Raw genomic sequence first — 24,294 nt, 5'->3', positions numbered from 1 at the left:
GTTCCGCGCCCCGTCCCGCTCCCTCCTGACCCGCGTCACCGCACCCGGTGGGCACGCCACCGTCCGGGTGCCCGGCAGGAGGAGCACATGCGTTCCGTGACGACGATGGTGACGGCCGCCGTCCTCCTGCTGGGACCGGGCGTCCCGGCCGAACCGGCCACGGCGGGCGACGCGCTCCGGACACACCCGGTGACCCCGGGGTTTCAGGGGGGAGGCGGGGACACGATCCCGCCGGCGCTGAGGAACGTCACGTCACTGCGCGTCCTTCCCCGCCGGCCCCGCCAGGCCGGTTACGTCCGGGTGTTCGTGCACTGCCCCCCGGAGTCGAACCACGCGATCATCGGCTCCACGGCGTTCACCCTCAAGGGGTCCAGACGCCTCTACCGGGAGGTGGGTCTCGGCCTGTCCGACAGGGGCCTGGCACGCCGCGGCGTGTCCATCTCCTACTCCGCCCTGCCGGGCCGCCACGGGGCGTGCCTGACGTGCGTGAAGGTCACGATGGACCAGCGGACCCGCGTCCGGCGGATCCGGGTGATCGGCCGGGACTCCGCCCCCCTGCGCGTACGGAGATTCGGCGTCCGGCAGTTCTTCGGCGGATGACCCCGGCCTCCCGGGACCTCCGCGGGAACGGCCCGGCTCAGGAGCCGATCCTGCCGCCCCTGGCGTGCCAGGCGACCACCACTGACGGGCGGGGCTGGGAGGTCCCGCCGTCGGGCCAGTGGCTGCTGGGGTTGTCGACGGTGGCACCGTCGGTCTCACCGGGGTGCTGCACGGCGACGAAGACGCTGCGCCGGTCCGCGCTGACCAGCGGGCCGCAGGTCTCCGCACCGACGGGCATGCTCATGAACTGCTTCAGGTGCCCGCGCTCGCGGCCCTGGACCGGCATGGCGAACAGGCCGTCGTGGGCGCCGAGCTGGCTGCCGTCGGTGGAGATCCACAGGTTGCCGTCGGCGTCGAAGGCGACGTTGTCCGGGCAGGAGATCGGCGAGACCTTGGTCTTGTCGAACCCGGAGAAGTAGGTCGCGGGGTCCTTCGGGTCACCGCAGACCAGCGGCAGCCACCAGGCGAAGGTCGTGGCCCCGGCGTCGTCGCGCCGCTCGACGATCTCCAGGACGTGGCCGTGCTTGTTGGCCGGGCGCGGGTTGGCCTCGTCCACCTGGGCCGGGGTCCGGTTGGAGTTGTTGGTCAGCGCCACGTAGACGCCGCCGGTGACGGGGTTGCGCTCCACGTCCTCGGGACGGTCCATCTTGGTCGCCCCGACCTTGTCGGCTGCGATCCGCGTGTACACGAGCACCTCGGCGGCCGTCATGCCGGGCACGTGCGAGACCTTGCCGGTGACCAGCGGGATCCACGTGCCGGAGCCGTCGAACCGCCCGTCGGCGGGGAGCTTTCCGGTGCCGTCGATCTCCGCGGCCGGGCTGTCTCCGGTGAAGCGGGCCACGTACAGCGTGCCGTCGTCCAGCAGCGTCCGGTTGTGCCGGTCGAAGCCCGGGACGTAACGCTTCCTGGACACGAACTTGTAGACGTACTCGAACCGCGAGTCGTCGCCCATGTACGCCACCACCCGGCCGTCGGCGGCCAGGGAGGTGGTGGCGCCCTCGTGGGCCAGCCTGCCCAGGGCGGTGCGCTTGACCGGGGTGGAGCCGGGATCGAACGGGTCGATCTCCACGACCCAGCCGGTGCGGTTGATCTCGTTGGGGTGCTTGGCCAGGTCGAAGCGCTCCTCGACCCGGTCGAAGCGGCGGTTGCCGCTCGGGACGCCGGTGGCGATGTTCACCGCGTACCGGGCGAGGTAGGGCTTCTGGGCCTCGGGCACGCCGTTGCCGTTGACGAAGTACTGGTTGAAGTTCTCCTCGCCGCTGAGCACCGTGCCCCACGGCGTGGTGCCGCCCGCGCAGTTGTTCAGCATGCCGACCGGCCGGGTGCCCGACGGGTCGGCGGCGGTCCTGAGCAGGTCGCTGCCGGCCGCCGGGCCGGTGAACCTCATGGGGGTGTGCACGGTGACGCGGCGGTTGTAGCGGCGGGCACCCCGGGTGACCAGCTTCCACCGGCCGGTGGAGCCCACCCGCTCGATCTCGACCACCGAGCCGCCGTGGGCGGCCATCCCGATCCTGATCTGCTCCTCGGTCGCGGCGGTGCCGTCGGTGTAGCCGCGGAACATCAGGTTCTCGTCGGTGTACTCGTGGTTGACCCAGAGCAGGCCGCGCCGCTGCCCCAGGGGGAAGAGCGTCACGTAGTCGCAGTTGTAGCCGAACTGGGCGGCCTGGCCCTCGGCCGTCTGCCCGTCGATGTCGAACGCGGGGGCGCCGGGCAGCACCGGGTCCCCCCAGCGCACCAGGGGCGCCACCAGGTATCCCTGGGGAACCGTCACCCTGTCCTCGGTGCCGGGCGCGACGGCGGTGAAGCGGAGACCACTCCCGCGACCGTGTTCCTGGTCGTGCCACTGGTCGTGCCACTGGTCGGGTCCCTGGCCGCCACCGGGCCGGCGGGCCTCCGGATCGGGGTCGGCGGCGGCGGTACCGGCCATGCCGGCCCCCACCCCGGCGACGAGCATGCCCAGGGCACCGGCGCGCAGCATGCCGCGGCGGCTCACGGCCTCGGCGACCACGTCACCGAAGTAGGTGTTGTCACTGGTGTTCACCACGTCATGGGCGCACTGGTCACCGCAGCGGAACCGGCAGGTGAGCGCGCTGCGCCCACCCTTGTGCGGGCTCACGAGCAAGGGAAGCAGTCTGCGCGGCGCCGTGTTCGCCACAGGGTCCTCCAAGAAAAGGCGAGGTGGTACGGGCCGGGACGCTACGCGGGCCGGCCTAACCGGAGGCGAACGACGCCCGCCCGGAAGATGAACCGTTCACCGGAAAAAGGGCTGCTCAGAGGGGATCATGAGCCCCGTCCGGTACCGGGCGGGCCACCGCGGCGGACACCCCGCGCCCGCACCGCCCACCCGAGCGGGCGTCATCGCGTGACCGGCCCCCGGGTCGCGGAGAACGACTCACATCACCCGCACGGGCGTCATCGCGTGACCCGCTCGGGCCGCGCGGGCCGACTCACATCGCCCGCGGGGCGTCATCGCGTGACCGGCGCCCGGGCCGCGGAGGACGACCCGCACCGCCCACGCGGGCATCATGGAGGACGTGCCACCTCACAAGCCCGACCCCGCCAAGGTCCGCGTCGCCCTCGACACCCAGCTGAGCGCTCTCGACGAGCCCCCCTACGACGGCCCCGGAGGGCTCCCCGCCCTGCTGGGAGCCTGTGTGAGCGTGGTGTCGCGGGCCTTCGAGCGGCAGGTCCGGCCGGAGCGGGAGATCACCCGCTTCGCCGTACGGCACCTGCTGGACGAGCTGGCGACCGCCGCCCCCGGCCGGACCGTCGAGGTGCGGGTCCCCCCGTACGCGGCGGTGCAGTGCGTGGAGGGCCCACGGCACACCCGCGGCACCCCGCCCAATGTGGTGGAGACCGACGCGCGTACCTGGCTGGACCTCGCCACCGGCCGCCTGACCTGGGCGGAGGCCCTGGCGGGCGGGAAGGTGGCGGCGAGCGGGGCGCGGGCCGACCTGTCGGACCACCTGCCCCTGCGCTGACCGGCCCGTACACCGGGACCGGGACGGCCGGATCACGGTCACGGCCCGGCCGGGACGGGACGGGATCACGGTCACGGTGGGGCGGGAATCATGATCACGGCCCGCTCGGGACAGGATCACGGTCACGGCCCGGCCGGGGCGAGACAGCGGTTACGGTCACGACCCGGCCGGAGCACGGTCAGGGCAGGTCAGGGCGCGGGGCGGACCTGGACGCCGAACCTCTCCTCGATGCAGCGCTGCTGCAGCTCCTGGGGCAGGTTCACGCAGTCGCCGACCTTGTTGTAGAGCCAGCTCACCAGGATCGCGGCGAGCACCAGGGTGAGGATGCTCAGCACGATGCCCACCCAGGCCCGGCCCGGGTTGGACCGCTTGACCAGCGCGGCGATCCCCAGGATCAGGCCGACGATCGCCACCAGCACGCCGAGACCGCAGACGATCAGCAGGAACAGGGACACGATCCCCAGCACGAGCGTGGCGGTGCCCAGCCCCCCGCCCGGCTTGCGCCCGTCCCCCGGATGCTGCGGATAGGGCTGGCCCGGATAGCCGGGAGCCGAGTACGCCGTGCCGGCCTGAGTCGGCTGGTAGGGGCCGGCCCCCGACGGGGCCTGCGCGCCGGGCTCGCCGTAGGACTGCCCGGGTCGGTCACCGTAACCGGCCTGCCCGGCCTGCCCGTATCCCGGCTGCCCGGTCTGGTCGTATCCCGTTTGCCCGGCCCCGGGCTGTCCGGGTTGGTCGCCGTGTCCCGGCTGCCCGGTCTGGCCTCCGTACCCGGGCTGCCCGCCTTGAGCGGGTTGCCCACCGTATTCGGGGTGCCCGCCCTGAGCGGGCTGCCCACCGTAACCGGGCTGTCCCCCCTGTCCCGGTTGGCCGGGCTGCTCGCCGTGGCTGGACTGCTCGCCGTATCCGGACTGCCCGGACTCGCCGTATCCGGGCCGCCCGCCCTGGCCTGACTGCTCCGCCTGCCCGGGGGCCTCCCACCGGCCCGGCTGACCGGACTGACCGGACTGACCGGTTTGTTCGGGTTGCCAGGATCCTCCGGGCTGCGTCGGCGGGTCGTACCGCGAGGGCGTGGTGGGGGCGACGGGCTCCGTCCCGGGCCGATCCGGTACGCCCGAGGTCCCCGAGGTCCCCGAGGTGCTCTCCCAGCCGGGGTAGGCGGCCGGCGTGCCGCCCGGGACCGGGCGTGAGGGCTCCCCCGGCCCCCCGGCCACCTGGTCCGGATCGGGCACCTCCGGCGCGGCAGGCGTGTCCGGATGGCGCGGCAGGCGCGGCTCCTCGGGAACGGAGGGCGATGGCCAGGACGGAACGTCACCGGGGTCTGGCTGGGAGGGAAGCGGCGAGGTCGGCGGGTCGTCGGGATCGAAGGGGGTCGCCCCGCCAGGGCCTCCGGAAGCGGAACCCGGCGTGGCGTCCGCGGCCTCCCCGGCCGGCCGCTCCGTACCGGCTCCCTCCTGACCTGGACGCCTCTCGCGGGGCTCGCGCCGCGGGTCGGGCTCGTTCGGGTCCACAGGTGTTGTCACGTCTCTTCTCCCGACGCTCAGGCAAGCCGGATATCTCAGAATCCCCCGGTCCTCACCCCTCAAACAGGCCGACACGGCAAAACACCGCTGACCATCTGGTCATGGTGTGACATGCCGCGGATCGGACCCTGGGGTGCGAGCAGGGAAGAAGCCGACCTAGAATGAAGCATGTGCTGAAGGGCGACGGCCATCTGAGCCATGACCTTGATCCCCGCGACAGGCCTCCGAAGGACGCATGTGGCGTCTTCGGCGTCTGGGCCCCCGGGGAAGAAGTCTCCAAACTCACCTACTACGGGCTGTACGCGTTGCAGCACCGCGGCCAGGAGTCCGCGGGCATCGCGGTCAGTGAAGGCAGCAGGATCCTCGTCTACAAGGACATGGGCCTGGTGGCCCAGGTCTTCGACGAGTCCGTGCTCGGGACCCTCCGCGGCCACCTGGCGATCGGCCACTGCCGCTACTCGACCACCGGTTCCAGTGTCTGGGAGAACGCGCAGCCCACGCTGAGCTCGACCGAGGACGGCGGGCTCGCGCTCGCCCACAACGGCAACCTGATCAACACCCCCGAGCTGTCCCGGCGGCTGGCCCCGGGCTCGACCCGGGCGACCACCGACACCGAGGTGCTGGCGTCGCTGCTGGCCCAGGACCGCGGCCGGTCCGTCGACGACTCCGCCGCCGAGATCCTCCCGCAGGTCAGGGGCGCCTACTCGCTCGTCTTCATGGACGAGAAGACGCTGTACGCGGCCCGCGACCCGCAGGGCGTACGCCCGCTGGTCCTGGGACGCCTGGAGCGCGGCTGGGCGGTCGCCTCCGAGACCGCGGCCCTGGACATCGTGGGCGCCACGTTCGTCCGCGAGATCGAGCCGGGCGAGCTGATCACCATCGACGAGCGCGGCGTGCGCTCGCGCAGGTTCGCCCTGGCCGAGCCCAAGGGCTGCCTGTTCGAGTACGTCTACCTGGCCCGCCCGGACACCACGATCGCCGGGCGCGGCGTGCAGACCACCCGCGTCGAGGTCGGCCGCGTGCTGGCCCGCGAGCACCCCGTCGAAGCCGACCTGGTGATCCCCACCCCCGAGTCGGGCACCCCCGCCGCCGTCGGCTACGCCGAGGAGAGCGGGATCCCGTACGGTCAGGGGCTCGTCAAGAACTCCTACGTGGGCCGGACCTTCATCCAGCCGTCCCAGACGATCCGCCAGCTCGGCATCCGCCTGAAGCTCAACCCGCTGAGGGAGGTCGTCGCGGGCAAGCGCCTGGTGGTCGTGGACGACTCGATCGTGCGGGGCAACACGCAGCGGGCGATCGTCAAGATGCTCCGCGAGGCGGGAGCCGTGGAGGTCCACGTCCGCATCTCCTCGCCGCCGGTGAGCTGGCCCTGCTTCTACGGCATCGACTTCGCGACGCGGGCCGAGCTGATCGCCGGTTCGCTCGGCGTGGAGGAGATCCGCGCCTCGCTGGGCGCCGACTCGCTGGGCTACATCTCGCTGGAGGGCCTGACCACGGCCACCACGATCCCGGCCGACCGGCTCTGCCGGGCCTGCTTCGACGGGAACTACCCGATCGCCATCGACCAGGACAACGTGGGCAAGTACGTGCTGGAGGCCAAGCTGTGAGCGGCGCGGGAAGCGTCGCCCACCCCGGAGGAGAGACCTCATGACCAGCTACGCGACCGCCGGGGTGGACATCGAGGCGGGCGAGCGCGCCGTCGAGCTGATGAGGTCGAAGGTCGCGCGGGCCCGCCGGCCCGAGGTGGTGGACGACCCCAGCGGCTTCGCGGGTCTCTTCGACGCCTCGGCCCTGCTGTCGTACCGGCGGCCGCTGCTCACCAGTTCCACCGACGGCGTCGGGACCAAGGTCATGCTGGCCCAGCGGCTGGACCGGCACGACACGATCGGGATCGACCTGGTCGGCATGGTCGTCGACGACCTGGTCGTCTGCGGTGCCGAGCCGCTGTTCATGACCGACTACATCGCCTGCGGCAAGGTCGTGCCCGAGCGGATCGCCGAGATCGTGGGCGGTGTCGCCGAGGGCTGCCGGCTGGCGGGCTGTGCCCTGATCGGCGGCGAGACCGCCGAGCACCCCGGGGCCATGGAGGCCGGCGAGTACGACCTCGCGGGGGCGGCCACCGGCGTGGTGGAGGCCGACGCGATGCTCGGCGGGCACCGGGTCCGCGAGGGCGACGTGGTCCTCGCGCTGGCCTCCTCGGGCGTGCACTCCAACGGCTACTCGCTGGTCCGGCACATCATCGCGAGCGCCGGCCTGTCGCTGGAGGCCGAGGTGCCCGAGCTCGGCCGGACGCTGGGCGAGGAGCTGCTGGAGCCGACCAGGATCTACTCGCTCGACTGCCTGGAGCTGGCCCGCACCGTCGAGGTCCACGCGTACGCGCACATCACCGGCGGCGGCCTGGCGGGCAACCTGTCCCGCTCGCTGCCGTCCGGGCTGGACGCGCTGCTGGACCGCTCGTCCTGGACGCCCCCGGCCGTCTTCGAGGTGCTCGCCGGGCACGGCGGGGTGAGCCGACAGGACATGGACCGGACGTTCAACCTGGGCGTGGGCATGGCCGCGATCGTTCCCGCGGACGCGGTGGACGCGGCCCTGGCGCTGCTCGCCGGGCGGAACCTGCCGGCCTGGGTGCTGGGAGAGGTCGTCCCGGGCACCGGCGAGGCGCGTTTCCGCTGACGTGCGGCCCGCCTCCGGGCGGGCCGTCCGGCACACCCCGGGCACGGGAGGAACGCGTCCCCGTACGAGAGGAGCGCGTCCGTACGTCGGGTGATCGCGTCCGTGCACGGGAAGAGCGTGTCCGGGGACGACGAGGGGCGCCCCGGATGCCCGGAGCGCCCCGTGCCTCGACACCTGAACGACGCCTGACGCCTGACGCCTGACGAGAAGAACACCCGGTGGCCGTTCACCACCGGGTGTCCCGCACGCTTCGTCGATCTGGAGGCCGCCTACCGGCGGCCGGAGGGCCCGTCGTCGCGGTCGTCGCCGCCACCGAAGTCGTCGGCGTAGTCGGCGTACCGCTCCGCCAGCTCGTCGTAGGCGTCGTTGGAGTCGTCGTCGTGGTTGGAGTCGTCTCTGACTCCGAGCTCGTCGCGAAGACGCTCAAGATCAGTGCCACCGCTGTTGTACTTCAGCTGGCGAGCAACCTTGACCTGCTTGGCCTTTGCTCGGCCGCGCCCCATTGGCTCGACCCCCTCGTGTGGGGTCGTTCCCGACCCCTCGTCGCTAACGCACCACGCGCTGACGCACCTGACTTGAGCGTCAGCTCTCGTTCGCCTACAACCGTACCCGTTTTACGCCCGGCTCGGTACGCCGTATGGGCGTGAGGGGCTAGTGGCCTAGCCAAATGCCCCTGATTCGCCCGACATCCGACATTCTGCGCTCGGCTAGCCTATCGGCTGCGACGGCCGGAGGTACGCCATCCTCCGCCGCACTGGAGAAGATCTTGAGAGTCGTGTCGTAGATCTGGGTGGCCTTTGCCCGCGCCCGGCCCATGTTGAACCCCTCGATCTCGTCGGCGACCTGGATCACCCCTCCGGCGTTGACCACGTAGTCGGGCGCGTAGAGGATCCCCCGGTCGGCGAGCTGCTTCTCCACGCCGGGGTGGGCGAGCTGGTTGTTGGCCCCGCCGCAGACGACCGTGGCGTTCAGGTGGGCCACGGTCTCGTCGTCCAGCGCCCCGCCGAGGGCGCACGGCGCGTAGACGTCGAGGGCGGAGGCCGTCAGCGCCGCCCGGTCGGCGACCACCCGCACCTGCGGGTGGCGCCGGACGAGCTGCTCCACCGCCCGCTCGCTCACGTCGCAGACCACGACCTCGGCCCCGTCCTCGACCAGGTGGCCGACCAGGCGGTTGCCGACCTTGCCCACGCCCTCCACGCCGACCCGCCTGCCGCGCAGCGACGGGACGCCCCAGGAGTGCTCGGCGGCGGCGCGCATGCCCTGGAACACGCCGTACGCGGTCAGGATCGACGAGTCGCCGGCCCCGCCGTGGGCCAGCGTGCGGCCGGTCACGTAGGAGCTCTCGCGGGCCATGACGTCCATGTCCTCGCTGAAGGTGCCGACGTCGCACGCGGTGAAGTAGCGGCCCCCCAGGGACTGGACGAAGCGGCCGAAGGCGCGCAGCATGGCCTCGTTCTTGTCCTTGGCCGGATCTCCGATGATCACGGCCTTGCCGCCGCCGAGGTCGAGCCCGGCGATGGCGTTCTTGTAGGCCATCGCCCGCGAGAGGTTGAGCACGTCCGCCAGCGCGGCCTGCTCGCTCTCGTACGGGTAGAACCTGGTGCCGCCCAGGGCGGGGCCCAGGGCGGTGTTGTGGATGGCGATGATCGCGCGCAGGCCGCTGCGCTCATCGGAGCAGAAGACGACCTGCTCGTGCCTGCTCTGGCCGGTTACCGGGCTCGCGTCCTTGTGGGACAGCCCGAAGACGTCGGTCACGGTGGTGACTCCCAGTCGTTCGTTCCCGCCGCACCGTCGCGGCGGAGATCACTCTCAGCGTAACCACCGGTTCCCGGAGCGACGATGCCCGCACGGCCACCGTCTCACCGGCCGGGACGGCGACGGCCGGACCGTGACCGTTCGACGGCCGGACGGCGCCCGGAAGACGGCCGGACGGCCGCCCGGACGCCGTCGGTACGGACAACGGCCCGTGCTTCGTGACACGATGCCGTCGTGCTGCCCTACGCCGCTTACCTCCGTGTCTACGAGCCGCTCGTCGCGTTCGCCCCCGCGGATCGCTCCTCCTGGGCCGCCTACGCCGAGGCGACCGACCGGCCACGCCGGGCGGGCGCCCTGCACGCCGAGCACGGGGAGGCGGTACGCCGCCTCCTCGGGGTCCCCCCGGCGCCCGCACCGGCCCAGGAGAGCCCCAACGCCTATCTGAGGCGCGTGGAGGACGTCCTGTACGTCTGCCCCTGGCAGAGCAGGCTGCGGTCGTGGCTGGCCTTCTCGCGCTTTCGAGGCGCGACCCCGCCCAAGCTGATGGAGCGGTTCGTCCCGGCCGCGGTGGCCGCCCAGACGGCCGACGACTTCGACCGGTTCAAGCGGCGCACCGACTCGGCCGCGCTGCGCACCCACATCCGCGGCTCCACCTGGCACGTTCCCACCTCGTGGTTCGTCCCCTTCGACGGCAACGAGCGCTGGCTGGTCATCGACGGTCCCGCCGACCAGGGGGGCACGACCACGACGCGCAACCTGATCTACGTCACGTCCATGGCCCACGCCCGGCGCCGTACCGCCCGCGCCCTGCAGATCATCAGGAGGCAGGTGGGCGAGGTCCCGGTCACCGGCGAGGTGGAGGACGTGGCGCGCTGGCTGGAGGAGTTCCACCCCCACTCGCTGGTCGAGCTCGACTACGGGGGCATCGTCAACCTGATGGACGACGAGACGCTCCAGGCCGACGAGTCGGTGGCGGAGCTCGCGGCGGCGCTGACGGGTCTGGAAAAAGGCGAGGAAGAACTGGCGTTCGCCATGTATCAGCGCGTGATCCTCCGCTGGAGATCAATACAACTTCTCGAATCAGCAAACTGAGTCGCAAATCCCCCCTTCGACCTGCGTAAGTAGATCCGTCGATGACCGGGGATGCACCTACGAACTGAGTAGTTTGCCGTTTTCACTGCGATACCACGAAACGTGTCGCTAGAATCACCGAGCGTGACAACAACACGTGCACAAGAGAGATGAGTCGCTCAAAGGCTCGCCAATCGCTCTACGTGGCTGTATGGTCACATCGGGTGATGCCGCATATGGCCCAAACAGCCGCACGCATGGGCCATAGGCGGACATCCGTGACAAGCGTCAAGTCGCAGGATCGCTGTCGCCGGTCCACATGGAGGAGAGGCCGCACAAATGTCAGCTCGTACACCCGAGGCAGAGCCGCTGCTCACCCCGGCGGAGGTCGCAACCATGTTCCGGGTCGATCCCAAGACCGTGACCCGGTGGGCGAAGGCGGGCAAGTTGACGTCCATCCGCACCCTGGGTGGGCACCGCCGTTACCGGGAGACCGAGGTTCGCGCGCTGCTCGCGGGGATCCCGCAACAGCGCTCAGAGTAAGACGGGGGCCGTTACCGACCTAGGGGGATCGGTGCGCGCTCACCCCGTGAGCGCGTAGGCCACACGACTCGTGGGGAGCGGCGCCGCCCGCCCGGCGCCGCCCCGGCAGCACACCCTGCCGTGGCGCACGTGCCCTGACGCGCCTTGACACGGCCTGCCGGAGATCAGCCGGGCAGGTCCGAGCGGTCCGGCTCCAGACCGGCCAGCAGCTCGGCGACCTGCGCGTCGTGCCGGGCCGCCGCCCGCAGAAGGGCCACCATGTGGTCGATCAGCAGGCGCTCCAGCGCCGGACGCTCGATGTCGCGGTGTTCCAGCCAGTCCAGGCCGGCGGTCTCGACCGAGGCGATCCAGGAACGCAGCGTGATGCGCAGCACCGGCCCCGGCTCCTCGACCCGCATCTGCCTCATGACCAGGTGGAACAGCCGCTGCCTGACGGAGTCGACGATCTCGCCGATCTCGCCGCTGCGGTTGGCGGGGCCGCCCTTGAGCAGAGCGGCGAAGCCCGCGGCGTGCTCCTCGACGAAGTCGAAGTACCGGGTGAGACCCCCCGCCAGTCTCTCCAGCGGGCGCCCGTTCTGCTGCGGCCGCAACAGCGCTTCCAGCCGGGCCGCGGCGCTCTTCAGCGCGGCGACGTAGAGCTCCTGCTTGCCGCCGAAGTAGTGGTAGACCAGGGCCCGGGACGCGCCCGCCGCCGAGGCCACGTCGTCGATCGACACATCCTCGGCGTCACGCCGGCTGAACAGCTCCAGGGCCGCCGCCATGAGCTCCTCGCGACGCCGGTCCACACTGAGCCTGCGCCGCGCCGGACGCGCGTCGCCCGCCGCATGTTTCGCCTGCTCGGCGGCTCCGGATGTCGAACCCACACCGTGCACACTAGCGGAGTCGACACGCGCGGCGGCTCGGTCAAGATCGGAGTTCCCTTCACCGGAGGCCGTACCCCATTCGGAACTCGATCGTTTTGAGTGACAGGTGCCCATCCACCATCCCGGGGGAGAGCCATGTCAGGACCGCCGGTCAACACCACCGTCACCCGAGCCCGCGAGTTCGCCGAGCCCGTCTTGTCCGACGGGAACGGGGGACCACGCCCTAGACCCACGATCCGCAACGTGGCAGAACGAGCCGGTGTCTCCAAATCACTGGTGTCGCTCGTGCTGCGCGGCTCGCCGCACGTCAGCGAGCATCGCCGCCAGGCCGTGCTCCAGGCGGCCAGAGACCTCGGCTACCGGCCCAACGCGGTCGCGCGCAGCCTGGTCGAGGGCCGTACCCACCTGGTCGGGGCGCTCGTCGCCGACCTGCACAACCCGTTCTACGCCGAGTTCCTGGACGGCCTGCAGGAGAGTCTGCACGGCGACGGGCTGAGGCTTCTCATCGGCAACAGCCAGTGGGATCCCGCCTTCGAGGACGAGGCGGTCGAGGCCTTCCTCGAACTGCGCGTCGACGGGCTCGTCCTGCTGGGCATCGCGCCCACCAGCGGCACGCTGGTCGAGGCCACCGGGTACACGCCCACGGTCGTGGTGGGCGAACGCGACATCGACCTCGGCGGCGTGGACATCGTCGTCGACGACGACCAGCTCGGTGCCCGCCTGGCCGTCGACCACCTGGTGGAGCTCGGCCACCGCAGGATCGCCCACATCGAGGCGACCGGCATCTCCTGCGGGCGCTTCCGCTGCGAGGGCTACCTGGTCGCGATGCGCAGGCACTCCCTGGCCCCGTACATCATGGTCGAGGAGGGCGAGCCCAGCGAGGAGGGGGGCGCGCGCGCCGCGCACAGCCTGCTCACCCGCGATCCCCGGCCCACGGCGATCTTCGCCGCCAACGACCTGGTGGCCATGGGCGTCCTGTCCGCCGCGGCCGAACTGGGCCTGCGGGTCCCCGAGGACCTGTCGGTGGTCGGGTACGACAACATCCACCGTGCCGGGACGCAGCCGGTCTCGCTGACCACCGTGGACCAGCCGCGCCGTGCCATGGGGCGTTCCGCCGCCGCCCTGCTGCACGACCGGATCGGCGACCCCGGCAAGGCCACGCGCCTGCGGCAGGTCGCCCCCGAGCTGGTCGTCCGGCGCAGCACAAGCCCCACCCCTGGGTAAACGGCCTGCCTGGAGCGTTACAGCACGCCCAGGCAGGCTCCATGACCTCCCCAAATCCCGGTCAACATCCCGGACGGCGGCGCGTCGCCGGTGTTGACTCCGACCGAGACGAGGGGGGTTCACAATGCGTGATCCGGAACTGGTGTCATGCGCCCAGCGGGCGGCCGCCGAGCTCGAACGGGCATGGGCCCACTGGCGGGCCACCCGGGGCCGGGGCGGGGACGCGGGGGTCGAGTCCGTGGCCAGCTACGTGGCCCATTCGATCGACCACCCATGGGGGCGTCCCCGCGTGGTCCTCGGCCTGGACGCCGAGGACGCCAAGGAGCTGGCCTCGCTCCTGCAGAGGCAGGAGGTCGGCGAGCACGCCTGGTGACGGGCGGAGGGTCCGCCCGGTGACGGGAGGAAGGGTGCATATCGCGACAACGGCTGAGCCACGCCGCCAAGCCACGTAAGTTGGGTGGTCGACGACGTACACCTTGGGGGCGATGAGCGTGACCGGCAGAGCACTCGCGACGACCCTTGTCCTGTGCGGCCTGGGCGCGGCCGCCTGCGGCGGCACCGCCGGCGCGGATCTCGCGCGCGACCGCGGTCCCGTCCCTGCGGCCGGCACGCAGTCGGGCGCGAACCCGGGGCGGGAGGCCGGCACGGGCACCGGGACGGACCGGGAGCCCGTGACCGGCGCGTCCTCCACCGGGGGCGCGGACGCCCCGTCACGCGAGGGCGCGGCCGGCACGGCGAGCGATCCCGCGAGCTCCGCGAGCCCGGTGAGCGGCTCCGGCCGGGCCGGGCCGCTCACCGGCAAGGTCGTGGTCGTCGACCCCGGCCACAACGGGCAGAACTACCGCCACCCCGCGGAGGTCAACAAGAAGGTCAACGTGCTGACCCAGTGGAAGGCGTGCGACACCACGGGCACCGCCACCGCGAACGGCTACAGCGAGGCGGCCTTCACCTGGGACGTCTCCCAGCGCCTGGCCGCGATCCTCAAGAGCCGCGGCGCGACGGTCAAGCTGACCCGCGACGGCAACTCCGGGGTCGGCCCGTGCATCACCCAGCGGGCCGCGATCGGCAACCGGGCCAGGGCGGACGCGGCGATCTCGGTCCACGCCGACGGGTCGGGCACCGCCAACCACGGCTTCCACGTGATCATGCCGGAGAAGATCGGCGGCCCGGTGGACCCGGTGGTCGGGGCCTCCAAGAAGCTCGGCCTGACCGTGCGGGACGCCTTCCGGAGCGGCACCGGCCTGTCGTACTCCACCTACATCGGCCGTCAGGCGCTGGACTACCGCAATGACCTGGGCGGCCTGAACCTCTCCACGGTTCCCAAGATCTTCATCGAGTGCGGCAACATGAAGAACCCCGCCGAGGCCGCCAAGTTCCAGCGGGCGGCGTTCCGGCAGAGGATCGCGCTCTCCCTGGCGAACGGCCTGCAGGCGTACCTGAGGTAGCGGGGCGGTCCACGGCGGCGGCGCGACTTGGCATGATCGGGGTATGACCGACCTCCTGCCGCTCCCCTCGGCCTTCACGCCCGCCGACGGCCGTCTCGCCCTTCCCTTCGGGCTCACGGTCTCCGGGCCCGCCGAGCCGGTCGGCGCGCTGCGGCTCGCGCTGGCGGTGCTCGACCCGCGTCCCGGCGACCCGCGTCCCGGCGACCCGCGTTCCGGCGACCCGCGTTCCGTCGAGGCGGATCCTCGCGAGGCAGGTCCCCGCGAGGCAGGTCCCCGCGAGGCAGGTCCCCGCGAGGCAGGTCCCCGCGAGGTGGGTCCCGGCGAGGTGGGGACGATCACGGTGGAGACGGACCCGGCGCTCGGTCCGGAGGCGTACACGGTGGAGGTGGCGGCCGGCGGCGTGCGGGTGGTGGCCGGGGACCGGGCGGGGGCCTTCTACGCGGGCCAGACGCTGCGGCAGCTCCTCCCCGACGCGGCGTTCCGCGCGACGGCCGGGGCGGGAACGGCGGCCGGGGCGGCGGTGGGGGCGTCCGGGGGCGCGGCCTGGAGCGTGCCGATGGGCCGGGTGCGGGACGCGCCCCGGTTCTCCTGGCGCGGGGTTCACCTGGACGTGGCACGGCACTTCCTGCCCAGGCGCGAGGTGTTCAGGATGATCGACCTCATGGCGGCGCACAAGCTGAACCGCCTCCACCTGCACCTCGCCGACGACCAGGGCTGGCGGGTGGAGAGCCGGGCGCACCCGCGGCTGCACGAGGTGGGCTCGCACCGCCCCCGCACGATCGTGAGCCACTACCGCGAGGAGCCCGCCTTCGACGACGTCCCGCACGGCGGGTACTACACGCTGGACGACCTCGCCGAGATCGGCGCCTACGCGCGGGCCCGGGCCGTGACGGTGGTCCCCGAGATCGACGTGCCGGGACACGCCTCGGCGATCCTGGCCGCCTGTCCCGAGCTCGACGCCCGCGCCACCGGCGGGCGCCGCCCCGAGCCCCACCGGGTGCTGGAGCGCTGGGGCATCTCCCCCGCGATCCTGTCCCCCCTGCCGGAGACCGTCGGCTTCCTGACCGAGGTGTTCGACGAGATCCTGGAGGCGCTGGGCGAGACCCCCTACGTCCACCTGGGCGGGGACGAGTGCGTGCTCGACGACTGGGCCGCCTCCCCGGAGATCGTCGCGTTCCAGGCGGAACTCGGGCTGGGGAGCCTCGCCGAGCTGCACGCCTGGTTCCTGCGGCGGCTGGCGGACGTGCTGGCCGAGCGCGGCAGCCGGGCGGTGGTCTGGGACGAGGCGTTCGTCAGCGGCATGCTCAGGCCCGACACGATCGTGATGCCCTGGCGCGGGCCGGGAGTGGCCAGGCGCGCCGCCGCGGCCGGGCACGACGTGGTGCAGACCCCGGTCTTCCCGCTCTACTTCGACTACGCCGAGGACTCCTCCGAGCGTGAACCGATCGCCATCGGCGACGCGATCACCGTGGCGGACGTCGCGGCCTACCGGCCCGCCCCCGAGGAGTGGACCCCGGCCGAGCGCGAACGCGTGCTCGGGGCGCAGTTCCAGCTCTGGAGCGAGCGGCTGCCCGACGCGCGCGCGCTGGACTACCGGGCCTGGCCCCGGGGCTGCGCGCTGGCGGAGGTGGCCTGGTCGGGACGGGCCGCCGGCGACTTCGACTCCCGGCTCCGCGCCCACCTGGGCCGTCTCGACGCGCTCGGCGTGGAGTACCGGCCGCAGGACGGGCCGCGTCCGTGGCAGGCCGGCGGGGCCGGGCGCCGCCGCCACCGCCCGGGGGTCGTCCGGGTGGACGAGGCGATGAGGCACCTGGAGGAGATGACCCACGAGGCCGACTCCACCCGTCCCAGCATCTGAGGACCCCGCCGCGCCTCTCGCGGGCTCGCCCCGGGAGGGAACGGATCAGACGGCGACCTGGTAGCCGGCCTCCTCGATGGCGGCGCGGACGGCCCCCTCCTCCGGGGAGTCACCGGAGACCTCGACCCGGCCGGTCTCCAGGTCGACCTCCACGCCGGTGACGCCGGGGACCTCGCCGACCTCCTCCTTGACCGAGCTCACGCAGTGGCCGCAGGTCATGCCGGTGACGGTGTACGTGGTCACGCTCATCGTTCCTCCCACATCATGAGATTACCCGCCCAGGGTATATGCCCGGCCGTCTGCCGCGTTTCGGGGCGGCGGTCCGGGCGCCGGGGGACGGACACCCGGCGGCGGGCTCCGGGGACGGGCGTGTCCCCGGGCGGGGCGGTGGACCGTTCCCGGTCACCGGTCCGCCGGACGGGACCCGGAGAGATCCCGGAGGCAGGCACGCGACCGGGGCCCGCCGGAAGGCGTCAGGCCGCGGTGCGGCCGATGATCTCGCGCAGGTCCTTCACACCCTGCCGGCGGAGGCGGCGGGAGAGGTCGCGGTGGACGCGGTACGCCCAGAGCGGCCCCTCGTAGACCAGCGCGCTGTAGCCCTGGACCAGGGTGGCCCCGGCGAGCAGGCGCTCCCAGACGTCGTCGGCGTCCTCGACCCCGCCGACGGAGACGAGCACCAGGCGGTCGCCGACCCTGGCGCGCAGCCTGCGCAGCACCTCCAGGGAGCGCGCCTTGAGCGGGCGGCCGGACAGGCCGCCGCTCTCCCGGGCGGCGTCGCGGCCCGCGGCCCGTTCCGCGACGGTCAGGGCCCCCCGGTCGATCGTGGTGTTGGTGGCGATGATGCCGTCGAGCCCGATCTCCAGCGCCAGGTCGGCGACCGCGTCCACGTCGGCGTCCGCCAGGTCCGGGGCGATCTTGACCAGCAGCGGGGTGCGCTTGGGCGTGGCGTCGGCCACCTTCTTCACGGCCCGCAGCAGCGGCCCCAGCAACTCCACGGCCTGCAGGTCGCGCAGTCCTGGCGTGTTGGGCGAGCTGACGTTGACGACCAGGTAGTCGGCCGGCGGGGCGAGCAGCGTGGCACCGGCCACGTAGTCCTCGACGGCCCCCGACTCGGGCACGACCTTGGTCTTGCCGATGTTGACGCCGACGATCGCCGGGACGCCCCGGGACCTGCGCAGCGTCCGGGCCGCGGCGGCCGCGCCGGCGTTGTTGAAGCCCATCCGGTTGATGATCGCCCGGTTCCCGGCGAGGCGGAACAGCCGGGGCCTGGCGTTCCCGGGCTGGGCGTGGGCGGTGATCGTGCCCACCTCGACGTGGCCGAACCCGAGCGCGGACATGGCCTCGACACAGCCGGCGTCCTTGTCGAAGCCCGCCGCCAGGCCGAACGGCCCGGGGAAGTGCACGCCGAAGGCCCGCACGCGCAGCGCGGGATCGCGCGGCGCGAGGCGGCGGTGGACCAGCCGCCTGACCACGGGCGTCACGGAGAGGAGCCGGAGCGCGCGGACCGTCAGACGGTGGATGTCCTCGGGGTCGAGGCGGCTGAGGACCTGCGAGAAGACGAATCGATACATCACCGATCAGGTTAGTGCCCCGGCGCGGTGCGGTTCGCGTCGGCCACCCCGCCGGCGTTCCCGATCACCAGGTGGGACGCGAAACCGAGCAGCTCGAGCAGCCTCAGCACCGCGTCCGAGGGTCGCAGGACGATCAACTCCCTGCCCTGGCCGCGCAGGTGCTCGTCGGCGCCGAGCAGGGCCCTGGCGCCCGCGCAGTCCAGGAAGACCACCCGGGCCAGGTCGAGCTCGACCGTCGTCGCCGCGATCCCGGTGAGCATCCGCCGCAGTTCCGCGCCCGCCGCCCGGTCGAGATCCCCGTAGACCGTGATCTCCGCCCTGCCTCCGGGGACGTCGGGCGACGTGAGCAGGATCACCGCAGGTCGCCCGCTCCCTCTCCGAGCACCTCGGCCGCGAGGTCGGCGACGCGGCGCCGGCTGTCACGGGCCTGCTTGCGCAGCCCGGTGAACGCCTGGGTCGCGGTCAGGTCGTGCTTGCCCATCAGGTAGCCGATCGCCCGCTCGATGATCACGCGGTAGTCGAGGGCGTACTGGAGCTGGTCGGCGAGGGCGCTCTTCTCCACCGCGGCCATCGCGGCGGTGAGGAGCTGCTCGATCACGTCGGCGTAGCCGTAGAGGGCCTGGACGTCGGAGTCGTCCCATTCGTAGGACGTGGCCTGGTAGACGTTGAGCGTGCCCACCGGCTCACCGCCCAGCCGCACCGGCACCCCGGCCACCGCCCGCACCTCGGGGTGCAGCCGGTCGGCGAGCTTGGGCCAGCGCGGGTCGGCGTGCACGTCGGTGGAGGTCACCGCGCAGTTCTCCAGGTACGCCGACACGCACGGCCCCTGCCCCAGATGCAGTTGCGCGCCCTCAAGACTGCGTCCCCGCTCGTCGGTGGCCACCAGGTAGCGCAGGGCCTTGCCCTCCTCGGCGAACATCAACCCCGCACCCGCGTATCCGAACAGCGAGTTCACCACGTCCACGGCCCGCTCCAACTGGTGGACTATGCCCGTGGTGGGCGAGGTCGTCTGAAGGCTCCTCAGACTCGCGACCAGCGCTTCCGGATCAATATGAGTCATCTGCGGGGCGCCTTTCAGCGTCGGGCCTGCTACTTGACATGCACACTAGGACTTCCCATGAAGGGGACTTTCATGGGCAGCGACCCGGAGGGGCGCCGCCACGGATGCGCCGGCGCTCACCGGCCGGGGCCCGCGGCGACACCGACGACACCGACGACACCGACGACACCACCGGCACCACCGGCACGGCCGACGTCGCCGACGCCGACGCGGGCGGCGGCGCCGGCATCGACGGCGCGGGCGCCCGCGAGGGTGCTGGGAGGACGTTCGACGGCCTCGGAACGGCCGGGGACCTGGGTCATGGGCGGGCTTCCTGCATGCTGAGGGAGCTCCGCGGACACAGGGCGGAATGATCTAAGGGTCAGAGCCTAGTGCTGCCCGGCGATTCCGGCCAAGCGGTTCCCCGCCCCGCCCCGGCGCGACGGCCCCGGCCCGCCGGGGGACGGCCCGTCGGCGTGAGGCCCCCAGGGGTAACCGTCACCGGCCGCAGGGCCTGTACCGGCCGTGGAGCGCGGAAGTGGCTCCGTCCGCGGCCTGGCCTCGTCAGCCCAGGCGATCCAGCTTCTCACGAGCGCCGGTGCCGGGCCGAGGCGTCAGGACCACGACACGGAGGTCGGTGTTCTGCGTGGACAAGACGTTGGCGTCCAGGGGAATGGCGCCCGCTACCGGATGTACGGCCGTCTTGTGGGCGCTCTCGTGGACGGCCACCGCGCGCAGCGCCCACAGGTGACGGAACCGATCGTTCCCGGCCAGGCGGGAGACCAGCGCCGCCACGTCGGGGTCGTTCGGATAGCGGGCGCTGGTGCTGCGCAGGTCGGCGACCAGTGACCGCTCGAAGTACGCGCGCTCGGTGTCGGTCTGGCGGACCCGGGGGTTTCGGGATTCGAACTGGATGATCAGGGCGTTGCGATCGTCGGCGGTCGCGTCGGCGGGATCGCCGAAGACGGCCGCGAACAGCCGGTTCCAGTGCAGCAGCCGCCAGGCGGCGTCGTAGACGGCCACCGGGATGTCGCCGAGTTCGTCGATGACGCGGTGCAGGCTGCCGGGGATCAGGCAGGGAATCCGGTCCGGGGCGGGGGCGAAGCCGGCAAGGCGCATCAGGTGCGCCTCCTCGTCGTCGGAGAGTCGTAACGCGCGAGCCAGGGAGGCGCAGACCTGTGCCGAGGGCGTCGCGGCCCGGCCCTGTTCGAGGCGGGCCACGTATTCGGGGGAGATGCCGGCCAGTGTCGCCAGCTCGCCGCGTCGCAGCCCCGTGACGCGGCGGTGGGATGCGGTCGTCAAACCGACGGCGCCCGGGTCCACACGGTCCCGCCAGGCCCGCAGCGCGGCACCGAAGTCATTCACTACCACAGGATCCTCTATCGGTCAGCCACCTTGGGTGGTACAGGTCGTACGCGGCAGATCTGTGCCTTCCACCGCGCGGTCCTGCCTCTCATGATGGGGATCATGAGCAGAGTGACCAGAATGAACCACATCGGGGTGCCGGTCAGCGATCTTGCGCGGTCGGTGAAATGGTACGAGGATGTTCTCGGCATCGCGCCGAACGGCGTGACGATCTCGGCCAAGAACCCGGCGATCGGTGCGGTCGTCGAGCTGGATAACCCGTCGATGCGGGCATCGTTCGCACTGGCCGGCGACAACGTCCTTCTGGAGCTCATCCAGTACGACAACCCGCGGCCGAAGCCCTTCACCGGGCGCAACTGTGACGTCGGGGTCATGCACCTGTGTTTCGAGGTCGACGACATCGACGCGGCGCACCGTGACCTGGTGGAGCGAGGCGTACATGTCAACGCCGATCCGGTCGTGCTGCGGGACGGCGACGGCGTCGAGGCGGGGGCGCTGGCCGGAACGAAGATTCTGTACCTCCGGGACCCCGACGGCATCCAGCTGGAACTGTTCGAGCTGCCCGGCTAGAAACGTCGGCTCTTCCGGCCCGATCGACGGCAGAGCCGACTATCGGCCAACGCCTCGGCGTCAGGAGGTCCGGCCGGTAGGAGGCCGGTCGCGCCGGCGTCGGGGGTGCGACGCCGGTACGGGAGCCGGCGATTGCGGAGGTCGACGATCATGGTCTGGTCGGCGCGTTCCCCGGGGGGCGGGGAACCGGCAGTGAGCAAGCCCCTCCCACAACAGGAGTTCTCATGATCACCAATGAGCCGATCGCATCACCGGTCGCGGGCTGAGCGTGAACTCCGTTCGTGGCCGAACCAGTCCGAACACCGCCACATGGGAAGGTGTGCCATGGTGACGTACCGATCACGACGATCGCCGGGTTCTCCGGCGTGTCGTCCCCCGACGGTGTCCAAGGTGCTCGGCGGCCGCGAACCGGCACAAGATCGGCACGAGCTCGAAACCACTCTCGTGGTCCGTGCGAGCACCGCCCCGCCCCCGGCGTCCGTTCCTCCGGACACGCGCGGAAGCTGATGGCCGATATCAGGCCGGGGTGTTTCGTCGCCCGGAAGACGGAGCTGAGCGAGATCGCGGCGGTGACGGTGTCCGCGGCGGAAGGCCGTGGCGGCGCGATGCTCGTCCTCGGCGAGGCGGGGATCGGCAAGTCGACGCTCCTCGGCGAGGCCGCTGTGCCACTCGACGACTGGCGGGTGCTGCGCGCCGGTGGAATCGAGTTCGAGAGCGAACTGCCCTATTCGGCCCTGCACCAACTGTGCATGCCGATCCTCGAACACCGCGCCGGCCTGCCCGCACCGCAGTGGCGCGCGCTCGAGGTGGTCTTCGGCCTCCATGTCGGGGTCACGCCGGGCCCGATGCTGGTCGGCCTGGCCGTCCTGGGCCTCCTGAGCGCCGCGGGCCAGGACCGGCCGGTGTTCTGCGTGATCGACGACGTGCAGTGGATCGACGCCGGATCGAGGAAGGTGCTGGCCTTCGTCGCGGCGCGCATCGCGTCGGAGCGGATCGCCATGGTGTTCGCCGCCCGTGACGTCGCTTCTGTCCCCGAGCTTGCCCGCGTGCCCGCACGTACTCTCGCCGGGCTCACCGACTCCGAAGCCCTCACACTGCTGCGGTACCTGGCACCGTTCGGCCATGACGCCTGGATCGTGCAACGGATCCTCGCCGAGGCGGCCGGCAACCCCCTCGCACTGGTCGAGTTCGCCCGTGACGCCGGGCCTCTCGGCCTACCGGGGGAGGCGAGGCACCGTACTGTGGAACAGCGGTTCGCGCGTCGATTCCTCCGGCTTCCCGCATCGACGCGCTCGGTACTGGCGCTGGCCGCGGCGGAGCCGACGGGCGACCTCGCCCTGCTGCGGCGTGCCATGACATTCCAAGGGCTGATCGGCGCGGATCTGGCCGCGGCCGAGGACAGCGGCCTGTTGCTGACAGGTCCACGGGTGCACTTCCGGCATCCGCTGGCGCGTTCGGCGGTATACCGATCGGCCGGTGCCGAGGCGCGACGGCACGCGCACGCGGCGCTGGCCGCCGGCACCGACGCCGACATCGATCCCGACCGCCGCGCATGGCACCGGGCGAACGCCATCGCCGGCCCTGACGAGAGCACCGCGACGGAACTGGAGTGTTCGGCGGACCGGGCGCAGCGACGCGGCGGGTTCGCGGCCGCGGCCGCGTTCTTCGAGCGCGCCGCGCGGCTGACGCCGAGCGGTTCGCGGCAGGCACACCGGTTGTTGTCCGCGGCCCAGGCGCGGTTGAAATCGGGAGCGCCCTCCGGCGCGCGGGAACTGGCGGATCAGGCCGAGCGTCATCTGCTGGATCCGGCCGGCCGTTCCGCGGCACGTCTGCTGCGCGCCATGATCGACTATCACGTCGAACGAAGTATCCCGGCGACGATCGCGCTCATCGACGCGGCCGACGGCATGGGGCCCGACGAAGCCGGCGAGACCTACCTGGAGGCGTTCGCGTCGCTGATGTTCAGCGTCGACGAGCCCGGCAGACTGCGGCGGCTCGCCCTGCACATCCGCGAACGGGTACCCCGGCGCAGGCCGCCGCGCCCGGTCGACCTGCTGCTGGAGGCGTTGGTCGACCAGAACCTCCGCGCGGTGGACGAGGCGGTGCCCGCGATGCGCCGCGCCGTCGACGCCTTTCGGAATCATGCCCGCATGCCCGACGCGGATCCGTGGTGGATGGAACGCGCCTGCGTGTTGAGCATCGACCTCTGTGACCGCGCCGCCATGGAGCAGATCGCCGATCGTCAGGTCGAACTGGCCCGGACGCAGGGCGCCTACGCGATCCTGCCGCACGCCCTGCGCTTCCAGGCGGTCGCCCGGACGATCGTGGGCCGCTTCGCCGACGCGCGCGTCTGCGTCGCCGAGGCGCGTGCGGTCGACGAGGCCGCGGGGACGTCCAACCTCGTCGGCTCCGACCTGATGCTCGCCGCGTTGAGCGGCGACGCCGAACGGTTCCGCGAGATACGGGAGACGCTGCGCCGCCGGGCCGGAGTGGAGTTCACCCCGCTGCGTTACGCGAGCGGTGTGCTGCACAACGGGAACGGCGACCACGACGCCGCGCTCGAGGCGTTGCTGGCCGCGCGGGACCAGCACCGGCGCGGTTCGTACGTCGTCACCGCTTTCCACGGCGAACTCGTCGAAGCCGCCGCGGCCACCGGACGTCTCGAAGAGGCCGAGGACTCCGCCGAATGGATCGAGAGTCTCGCACGGGTCAATCCGAACGCCTGGACGACAGGTGCGCACCTGCTGGCCCGTGCGCTGCTCGACCCGGGGCTGGGCGCGCAGGACCTCTACCGTGAAGCGATCGGCCGGTTGGCCGGAAGCGGAATGCGGGTGCACTACGCGCGTGCCCGCCTGCTCCACGGGGAGTGGCTGCGACGGGCCGGCCGCCGTGGCGAAGCGCGGGTGGAACTCCGTGCCGCACACGAGCTGCTGTCCACCATCGGCGCGCGTGGATTCGCCGCCCGCGCCGCCCGCGAACTGGATGCCGTCGGCGAGCAGGCCCTGGCCGGCGACTCGGACTCGCCGGCCGGGCTGACCGCCCGGGAACTCCTCGTCGCCCGCAAGGTCGCCTCCGGCGCGGGCACCAAGGAGGTCGCGGCCCTGCTGTTCGTCAGCCCGCGAACGATCGACGCCCATCTGCGCAACCTCTACCGCAAGCTGGGCATCACCTCACGCCGCCAGTTGCGTGAACTCTTCCGATGACGGTGCCGCCCCG

At 72.2% G+C, this 24,294-nt stretch carries 23 protein-coding genes; 13 read left to right on the top strand and 10 right to left on the bottom strand.

Translation table 11 applies throughout. The annotated features are described in order from the left end of the window. Positions 1 to 87: 87 nt before the first annotated feature. Entirely contained in the window at positions 88 to 600 is a 513-nt protein-coding gene (locus tag ACLQ2R_RS37400) for a hypothetical protein (RefSeq protein ID WP_425966156.1), read from the top strand. A gap of 37 nt (positions 601 to 637) precedes the next feature. Here ACLQ2R_RS37400 and ACLQ2R_RS37395 read toward each other — a convergent pair whose 3' ends face one another. Then, entirely contained in the window at positions 638 to 2,755 is a 2,118-nt protein-coding gene (locus tag ACLQ2R_RS37395; protein WP_425966155.1) for a PhoX family protein, read from the bottom strand. A gap of 370 nt (positions 2,756 to 3,125) precedes the next feature. Here ACLQ2R_RS37395 and ACLQ2R_RS37390 point away from each other — a divergent pair, with 370 nt between their 5' ends. Then, on the top strand, positions 3,126 to 3,581 hold the full coding sequence (locus ACLQ2R_RS37390) for a sterol carrier family protein (RefSeq protein WP_425966154.1): 456 nt from the start codon (positions 3,126 to 3,128) through the stop codon (positions 3,579 to 3,581). Between the two features lie 188 nt (positions 3,582 to 3,769). On the opposite strand, the gene ACLQ2R_RS37385 is transcribed toward ACLQ2R_RS37390, so the two are convergent. Then, positions 3,770 to 5,101: a hypothetical protein gene (locus tag ACLQ2R_RS37385; protein ID WP_425966153.1), complete on the bottom strand. Its 1,332-nt coding sequence runs from the start codon at positions 5,099 to 5,101 to the stop codon at positions 3,770 to 3,772. A gap of 161 nt (positions 5,102 to 5,262) precedes the next feature. Here ACLQ2R_RS37385 and purF point away from each other — a divergent pair, with 161 nt between their 5' ends. Beyond that, complete coding sequence (gene purF / locus ACLQ2R_RS37380; RefSeq protein ID WP_425966152.1) at positions 5,263 to 6,708, top strand: amidophosphoribosyltransferase; 1,446 nt, start codon at positions 5,263 to 5,265, stop codon at positions 6,706 to 6,708. A 40-nt stretch (positions 6,709 to 6,748) separates the two neighbouring features. Continuing rightward, complete coding sequence (purM, locus tag ACLQ2R_RS37375; RefSeq protein ID WP_425966151.1) at positions 6,749 to 7,774, top strand: phosphoribosylformylglycinamidine cyclo-ligase; 1,026 nt, start codon at positions 6,749 to 6,751, stop codon at positions 7,772 to 7,774. Between the two features lie 269 nt (positions 7,775 to 8,043). Here purM and ACLQ2R_RS37370 read toward each other — a convergent pair whose 3' ends face one another. After that, entirely contained in the window at positions 8,044 to 8,277 is a 234-nt protein-coding gene (locus tag ACLQ2R_RS37370) for a DUF3073 domain-containing protein (RefSeq protein WP_362807011.1), read from the bottom strand. Between the two features lie 148 nt (positions 8,278 to 8,425). Next, positions 8,426 to 9,529 (bottom strand): Glu/Leu/Phe/Val family dehydrogenase, encoded by a 1,104-nt coding sequence (locus ACLQ2R_RS37365; RefSeq protein ID WP_425966150.1) that lies wholly within the window; start codon positions 9,527 to 9,529, stop codon positions 8,426 to 8,428. A gap of 234 nt (positions 9,530 to 9,763) precedes the next feature. Between ACLQ2R_RS37365 and ACLQ2R_RS37360 the strand changes: the two genes are divergently transcribed. Beyond that, positions 9,764 to 10,621, top strand: a complete 858-nt coding sequence (locus ACLQ2R_RS37360; protein WP_425966149.1) for a hypothetical protein — start codon at positions 9,764 to 9,766, stop codon at positions 10,619 to 10,621. Between the two features lie 318 nt (positions 10,622 to 10,939). Further along, positions 10,940 to 11,143 carry a developmental transcriptional regulator BldC gene (gene bldC / locus ACLQ2R_RS37355; RefSeq protein WP_013133571.1) on the top strand — a complete coding sequence of 68 codons (204 nt, stop codon included), beginning with the start codon at positions 10,940 to 10,942 and terminating at the stop codon, positions 11,141 to 11,143. Positions 11,144 to 11,307: 164 nt separating this feature from the next. Here bldC and ACLQ2R_RS37350 read toward each other — a convergent pair whose 3' ends face one another. Next, the gene (locus ACLQ2R_RS37350) at positions 11,308 to 12,006 is read right to left on the bottom strand and encodes a TetR/AcrR family transcriptional regulator (RefSeq protein WP_425966148.1); all 699 of its coding nucleotides are present in this window, start codon (positions 12,004 to 12,006) and stop codon (positions 11,308 to 11,310) included. Between the two features lie 135 nt (positions 12,007 to 12,141). On the opposite strand from ACLQ2R_RS37350, the gene ACLQ2R_RS37345 reads away from it, so the two are divergent. The 4 genes from ACLQ2R_RS37345 (at position 12,142) to ACLQ2R_RS37330 (ending at position 16,533) form a co-directional block, all read left to right on the top strand. Then, a complete protein-coding gene (locus ACLQ2R_RS37345; RefSeq protein WP_425966147.1) occupies positions 12,142 to 13,230 on the top strand; it encodes a LacI family DNA-binding transcriptional regulator in 1,089 nt (362 codons plus the stop codon). A 124-nt stretch (positions 13,231 to 13,354) separates the two neighbouring features. Continuing rightward, positions 13,355 to 13,603 carry a hypothetical protein gene (locus tag ACLQ2R_RS37340; RefSeq protein ID WP_425966146.1) on the top strand — a complete coding sequence of 83 codons (249 nt, stop codon included), beginning with the start codon at positions 13,355 to 13,357 and terminating at the stop codon, positions 13,601 to 13,603. A 112-nt stretch (positions 13,604 to 13,715) separates the two neighbouring features. Continuing rightward, positions 13,716 to 14,675, top strand: a complete 960-nt coding sequence (locus ACLQ2R_RS37335) for an N-acetylmuramoyl-L-alanine amidase (RefSeq protein WP_425966145.1) — start codon at positions 13,716 to 13,718, stop codon at positions 14,673 to 14,675. Between the two features lie 43 nt (positions 14,676 to 14,718). Beyond that, entirely contained in the window at positions 14,719 to 16,533 is a 1,815-nt protein-coding gene (locus ACLQ2R_RS37330; protein WP_425966144.1) for a beta-N-acetylhexosaminidase, read from the top strand. Between the two features lie 45 nt (positions 16,534 to 16,578). Here ACLQ2R_RS37330 and ACLQ2R_RS37325 read toward each other — a convergent pair whose 3' ends face one another. The 4 genes from ACLQ2R_RS37325 to ACLQ2R_RS37310 form a co-directional block, all read right to left on the bottom strand. Continuing rightward, positions 16,579 to 16,782 carry a heavy-metal-associated domain-containing protein gene (locus ACLQ2R_RS37325; protein WP_425966143.1) on the bottom strand — a complete coding sequence of 68 codons (204 nt, stop codon included), beginning with the start codon at positions 16,780 to 16,782 and terminating at the stop codon, positions 16,579 to 16,581. 224 nt (positions 16,783 to 17,006) lie between these two features. Continuing rightward, positions 17,007 to 18,104, bottom strand: a complete 1,098-nt coding sequence (locus tag ACLQ2R_RS37320; protein ID WP_425966142.1) for a quinone-dependent dihydroorotate dehydrogenase — start codon at positions 18,102 to 18,104, stop codon at positions 17,007 to 17,009. An 11-nt stretch (positions 18,105 to 18,115) separates the two neighbouring features. Continuing rightward, positions 18,116 to 18,460: an STAS domain-containing protein gene (locus ACLQ2R_RS37315; protein WP_425966141.1), complete on the bottom strand. Its 345-nt coding sequence runs from the start codon at positions 18,458 to 18,460 to the stop codon at positions 18,116 to 18,118. After that, positions 18,457 to 19,080, bottom strand: a complete 624-nt coding sequence (locus ACLQ2R_RS37310) for a GAF and ANTAR domain-containing protein (RefSeq protein ID WP_425966140.1) — start codon at positions 19,078 to 19,080, stop codon at positions 18,457 to 18,459. The genes ACLQ2R_RS37315 and ACLQ2R_RS37310 overlap by 4 nt, the downstream gene beginning before the upstream one ends. A gap of 188 nt (positions 19,081 to 19,268) precedes the next feature. On the opposite strand from ACLQ2R_RS37310, the gene ACLQ2R_RS37305 reads away from it, so the two are divergent. Beyond that, positions 19,269 to 19,517 carry a hypothetical protein gene (locus ACLQ2R_RS37305; protein WP_425966139.1) on the top strand — a complete coding sequence of 83 codons (249 nt, stop codon included), beginning with the start codon at positions 19,269 to 19,271 and terminating at the stop codon, positions 19,515 to 19,517. 190 nt (positions 19,518 to 19,707) lie between these two features. Here ACLQ2R_RS37305 and ACLQ2R_RS37300 read toward each other — a convergent pair whose 3' ends face one another. Continuing rightward, on the bottom strand, positions 19,708 to 20,508 hold the full coding sequence (locus ACLQ2R_RS37300; protein WP_425966138.1) for a helix-turn-helix transcriptional regulator: 801 nt from the start codon (positions 20,506 to 20,508) through the stop codon (positions 19,708 to 19,710). Between the two features lie 102 nt (positions 20,509 to 20,610). Here ACLQ2R_RS37300 and ACLQ2R_RS37295 point away from each other — a divergent pair, with 102 nt between their 5' ends. Beyond that, positions 20,611 to 21,078, top strand: a complete 468-nt coding sequence (locus ACLQ2R_RS37295) for a VOC family protein (RefSeq protein ID WP_425966137.1) — start codon at positions 20,611 to 20,613, stop codon at positions 21,076 to 21,078. A 506-nt stretch (positions 21,079 to 21,584) separates the two neighbouring features. Further along, on the top strand, positions 21,585 to 24,281 hold the full coding sequence (locus ACLQ2R_RS37290; protein ID WP_425966136.1) for an AAA family ATPase: 2,697 nt from the start codon (positions 21,585 to 21,587) through the stop codon (positions 24,279 to 24,281). Positions 24,282 to 24,294 lie beyond the last annotated feature (13 nt).

It is taken from the genome of Streptosporangium sp. DT93 (assembly GCF_049844535.1).
In the GTDB taxonomy this organism is placed as follows: domain Bacteria; phylum Actinomycetota; class Actinomycetes; order Streptosporangiales; family Streptosporangiaceae; genus Streptosporangium.
The sequence above is the reverse complement of the archived record's forward strand: the minus strand, read 5'-3'. Positions and strand labels throughout refer to the sequence as shown.

Excerpts from the sequence above, each read along its gene's own strand:
- ACLQ2R_RS37295 (WP_425966137.1), top strand. The coding sequence starts at position 20,611 with ATGAGCAGAGTGACCAGAATGAACCACATCGGGGTGCCGGTCAGCGAT.
- ACLQ2R_RS37305 (WP_425966139.1), top strand. The coding sequence starts at position 19,269 with ATGCGCCGGCGCTCACCGGCCGGGGCCCGCGGCGACACCGACGACACC.
- ACLQ2R_RS37335 (WP_425966145.1), top strand. The coding sequence starts at position 13,716 with ATGAGCGTGACCGGCAGAGCACTCGCGACGACCCTTGTCCTGTGCGGC.
- ACLQ2R_RS37370 (WP_362807011.1), bottom strand. The coding sequence starts at position 8,277 with ATGGGGCGCGGCCGAGCAAAGGCCAAGCAGGTCAAGGTTGCTCGCCAG.
- ACLQ2R_RS37330 (WP_425966144.1), top strand. The coding sequence starts at position 14,719 with ATGACCGACCTCCTGCCGCTCCCCTCGGCCTTCACGCCCGCCGACGGC.
- ACLQ2R_RS37340 (WP_425966146.1), top strand. The coding sequence starts at position 13,355 with ATGCGTGATCCGGAACTGGTGTCATGCGCCCAGCGGGCGGCCGCCGAG.
- ACLQ2R_RS37390 (WP_425966154.1), top strand. The coding sequence starts at position 3,126 with ATGGAGGACGTGCCACCTCACAAGCCCGACCCCGCCAAGGTCCGCGTC.
- ACLQ2R_RS37325 (WP_425966143.1), bottom strand. The coding sequence starts at position 16,782 with ATGAGCGTGACCACGTACACCGTCACCGGCATGACCTGCGGCCACTGC.
- purF (WP_425966152.1), top strand. The coding sequence starts at position 5,263 with ATGAAGCATGTGCTGAAGGGCGACGGCCATCTGAGCCATGACCTTGAT.
- ACLQ2R_RS37400 (WP_425966156.1), top strand. The coding sequence starts at position 88 with ATGCGTTCCGTGACGACGATGGTGACGGCCGCCGTCCTCCTGCTGGGA.
- purM (WP_425966151.1), top strand. The coding sequence starts at position 6,749 with ATGACCAGCTACGCGACCGCCGGGGTGGACATCGAGGCGGGCGAGCGC.
- ACLQ2R_RS37290 (WP_425966136.1), top strand. The coding sequence starts at position 21,585 with ATGGCCGATATCAGGCCGGGGTGTTTCGTCGCCCGGAAGACGGAGCTG.
- ACLQ2R_RS37345 (WP_425966147.1), top strand. The coding sequence starts at position 12,142 with ATGTCAGGACCGCCGGTCAACACCACCGTCACCCGAGCCCGCGAGTTC.
- ACLQ2R_RS37320 (WP_425966142.1), bottom strand. The coding sequence starts at position 18,104 with ATGTATCGATTCGTCTTCTCGCAGGTCCTCAGCCGCCTCGACCCCGAG.
- bldC (WP_013133571.1), top strand. The coding sequence starts at position 10,940 with ATGTCAGCTCGTACACCCGAGGCAGAGCCGCTGCTCACCCCGGCGGAG.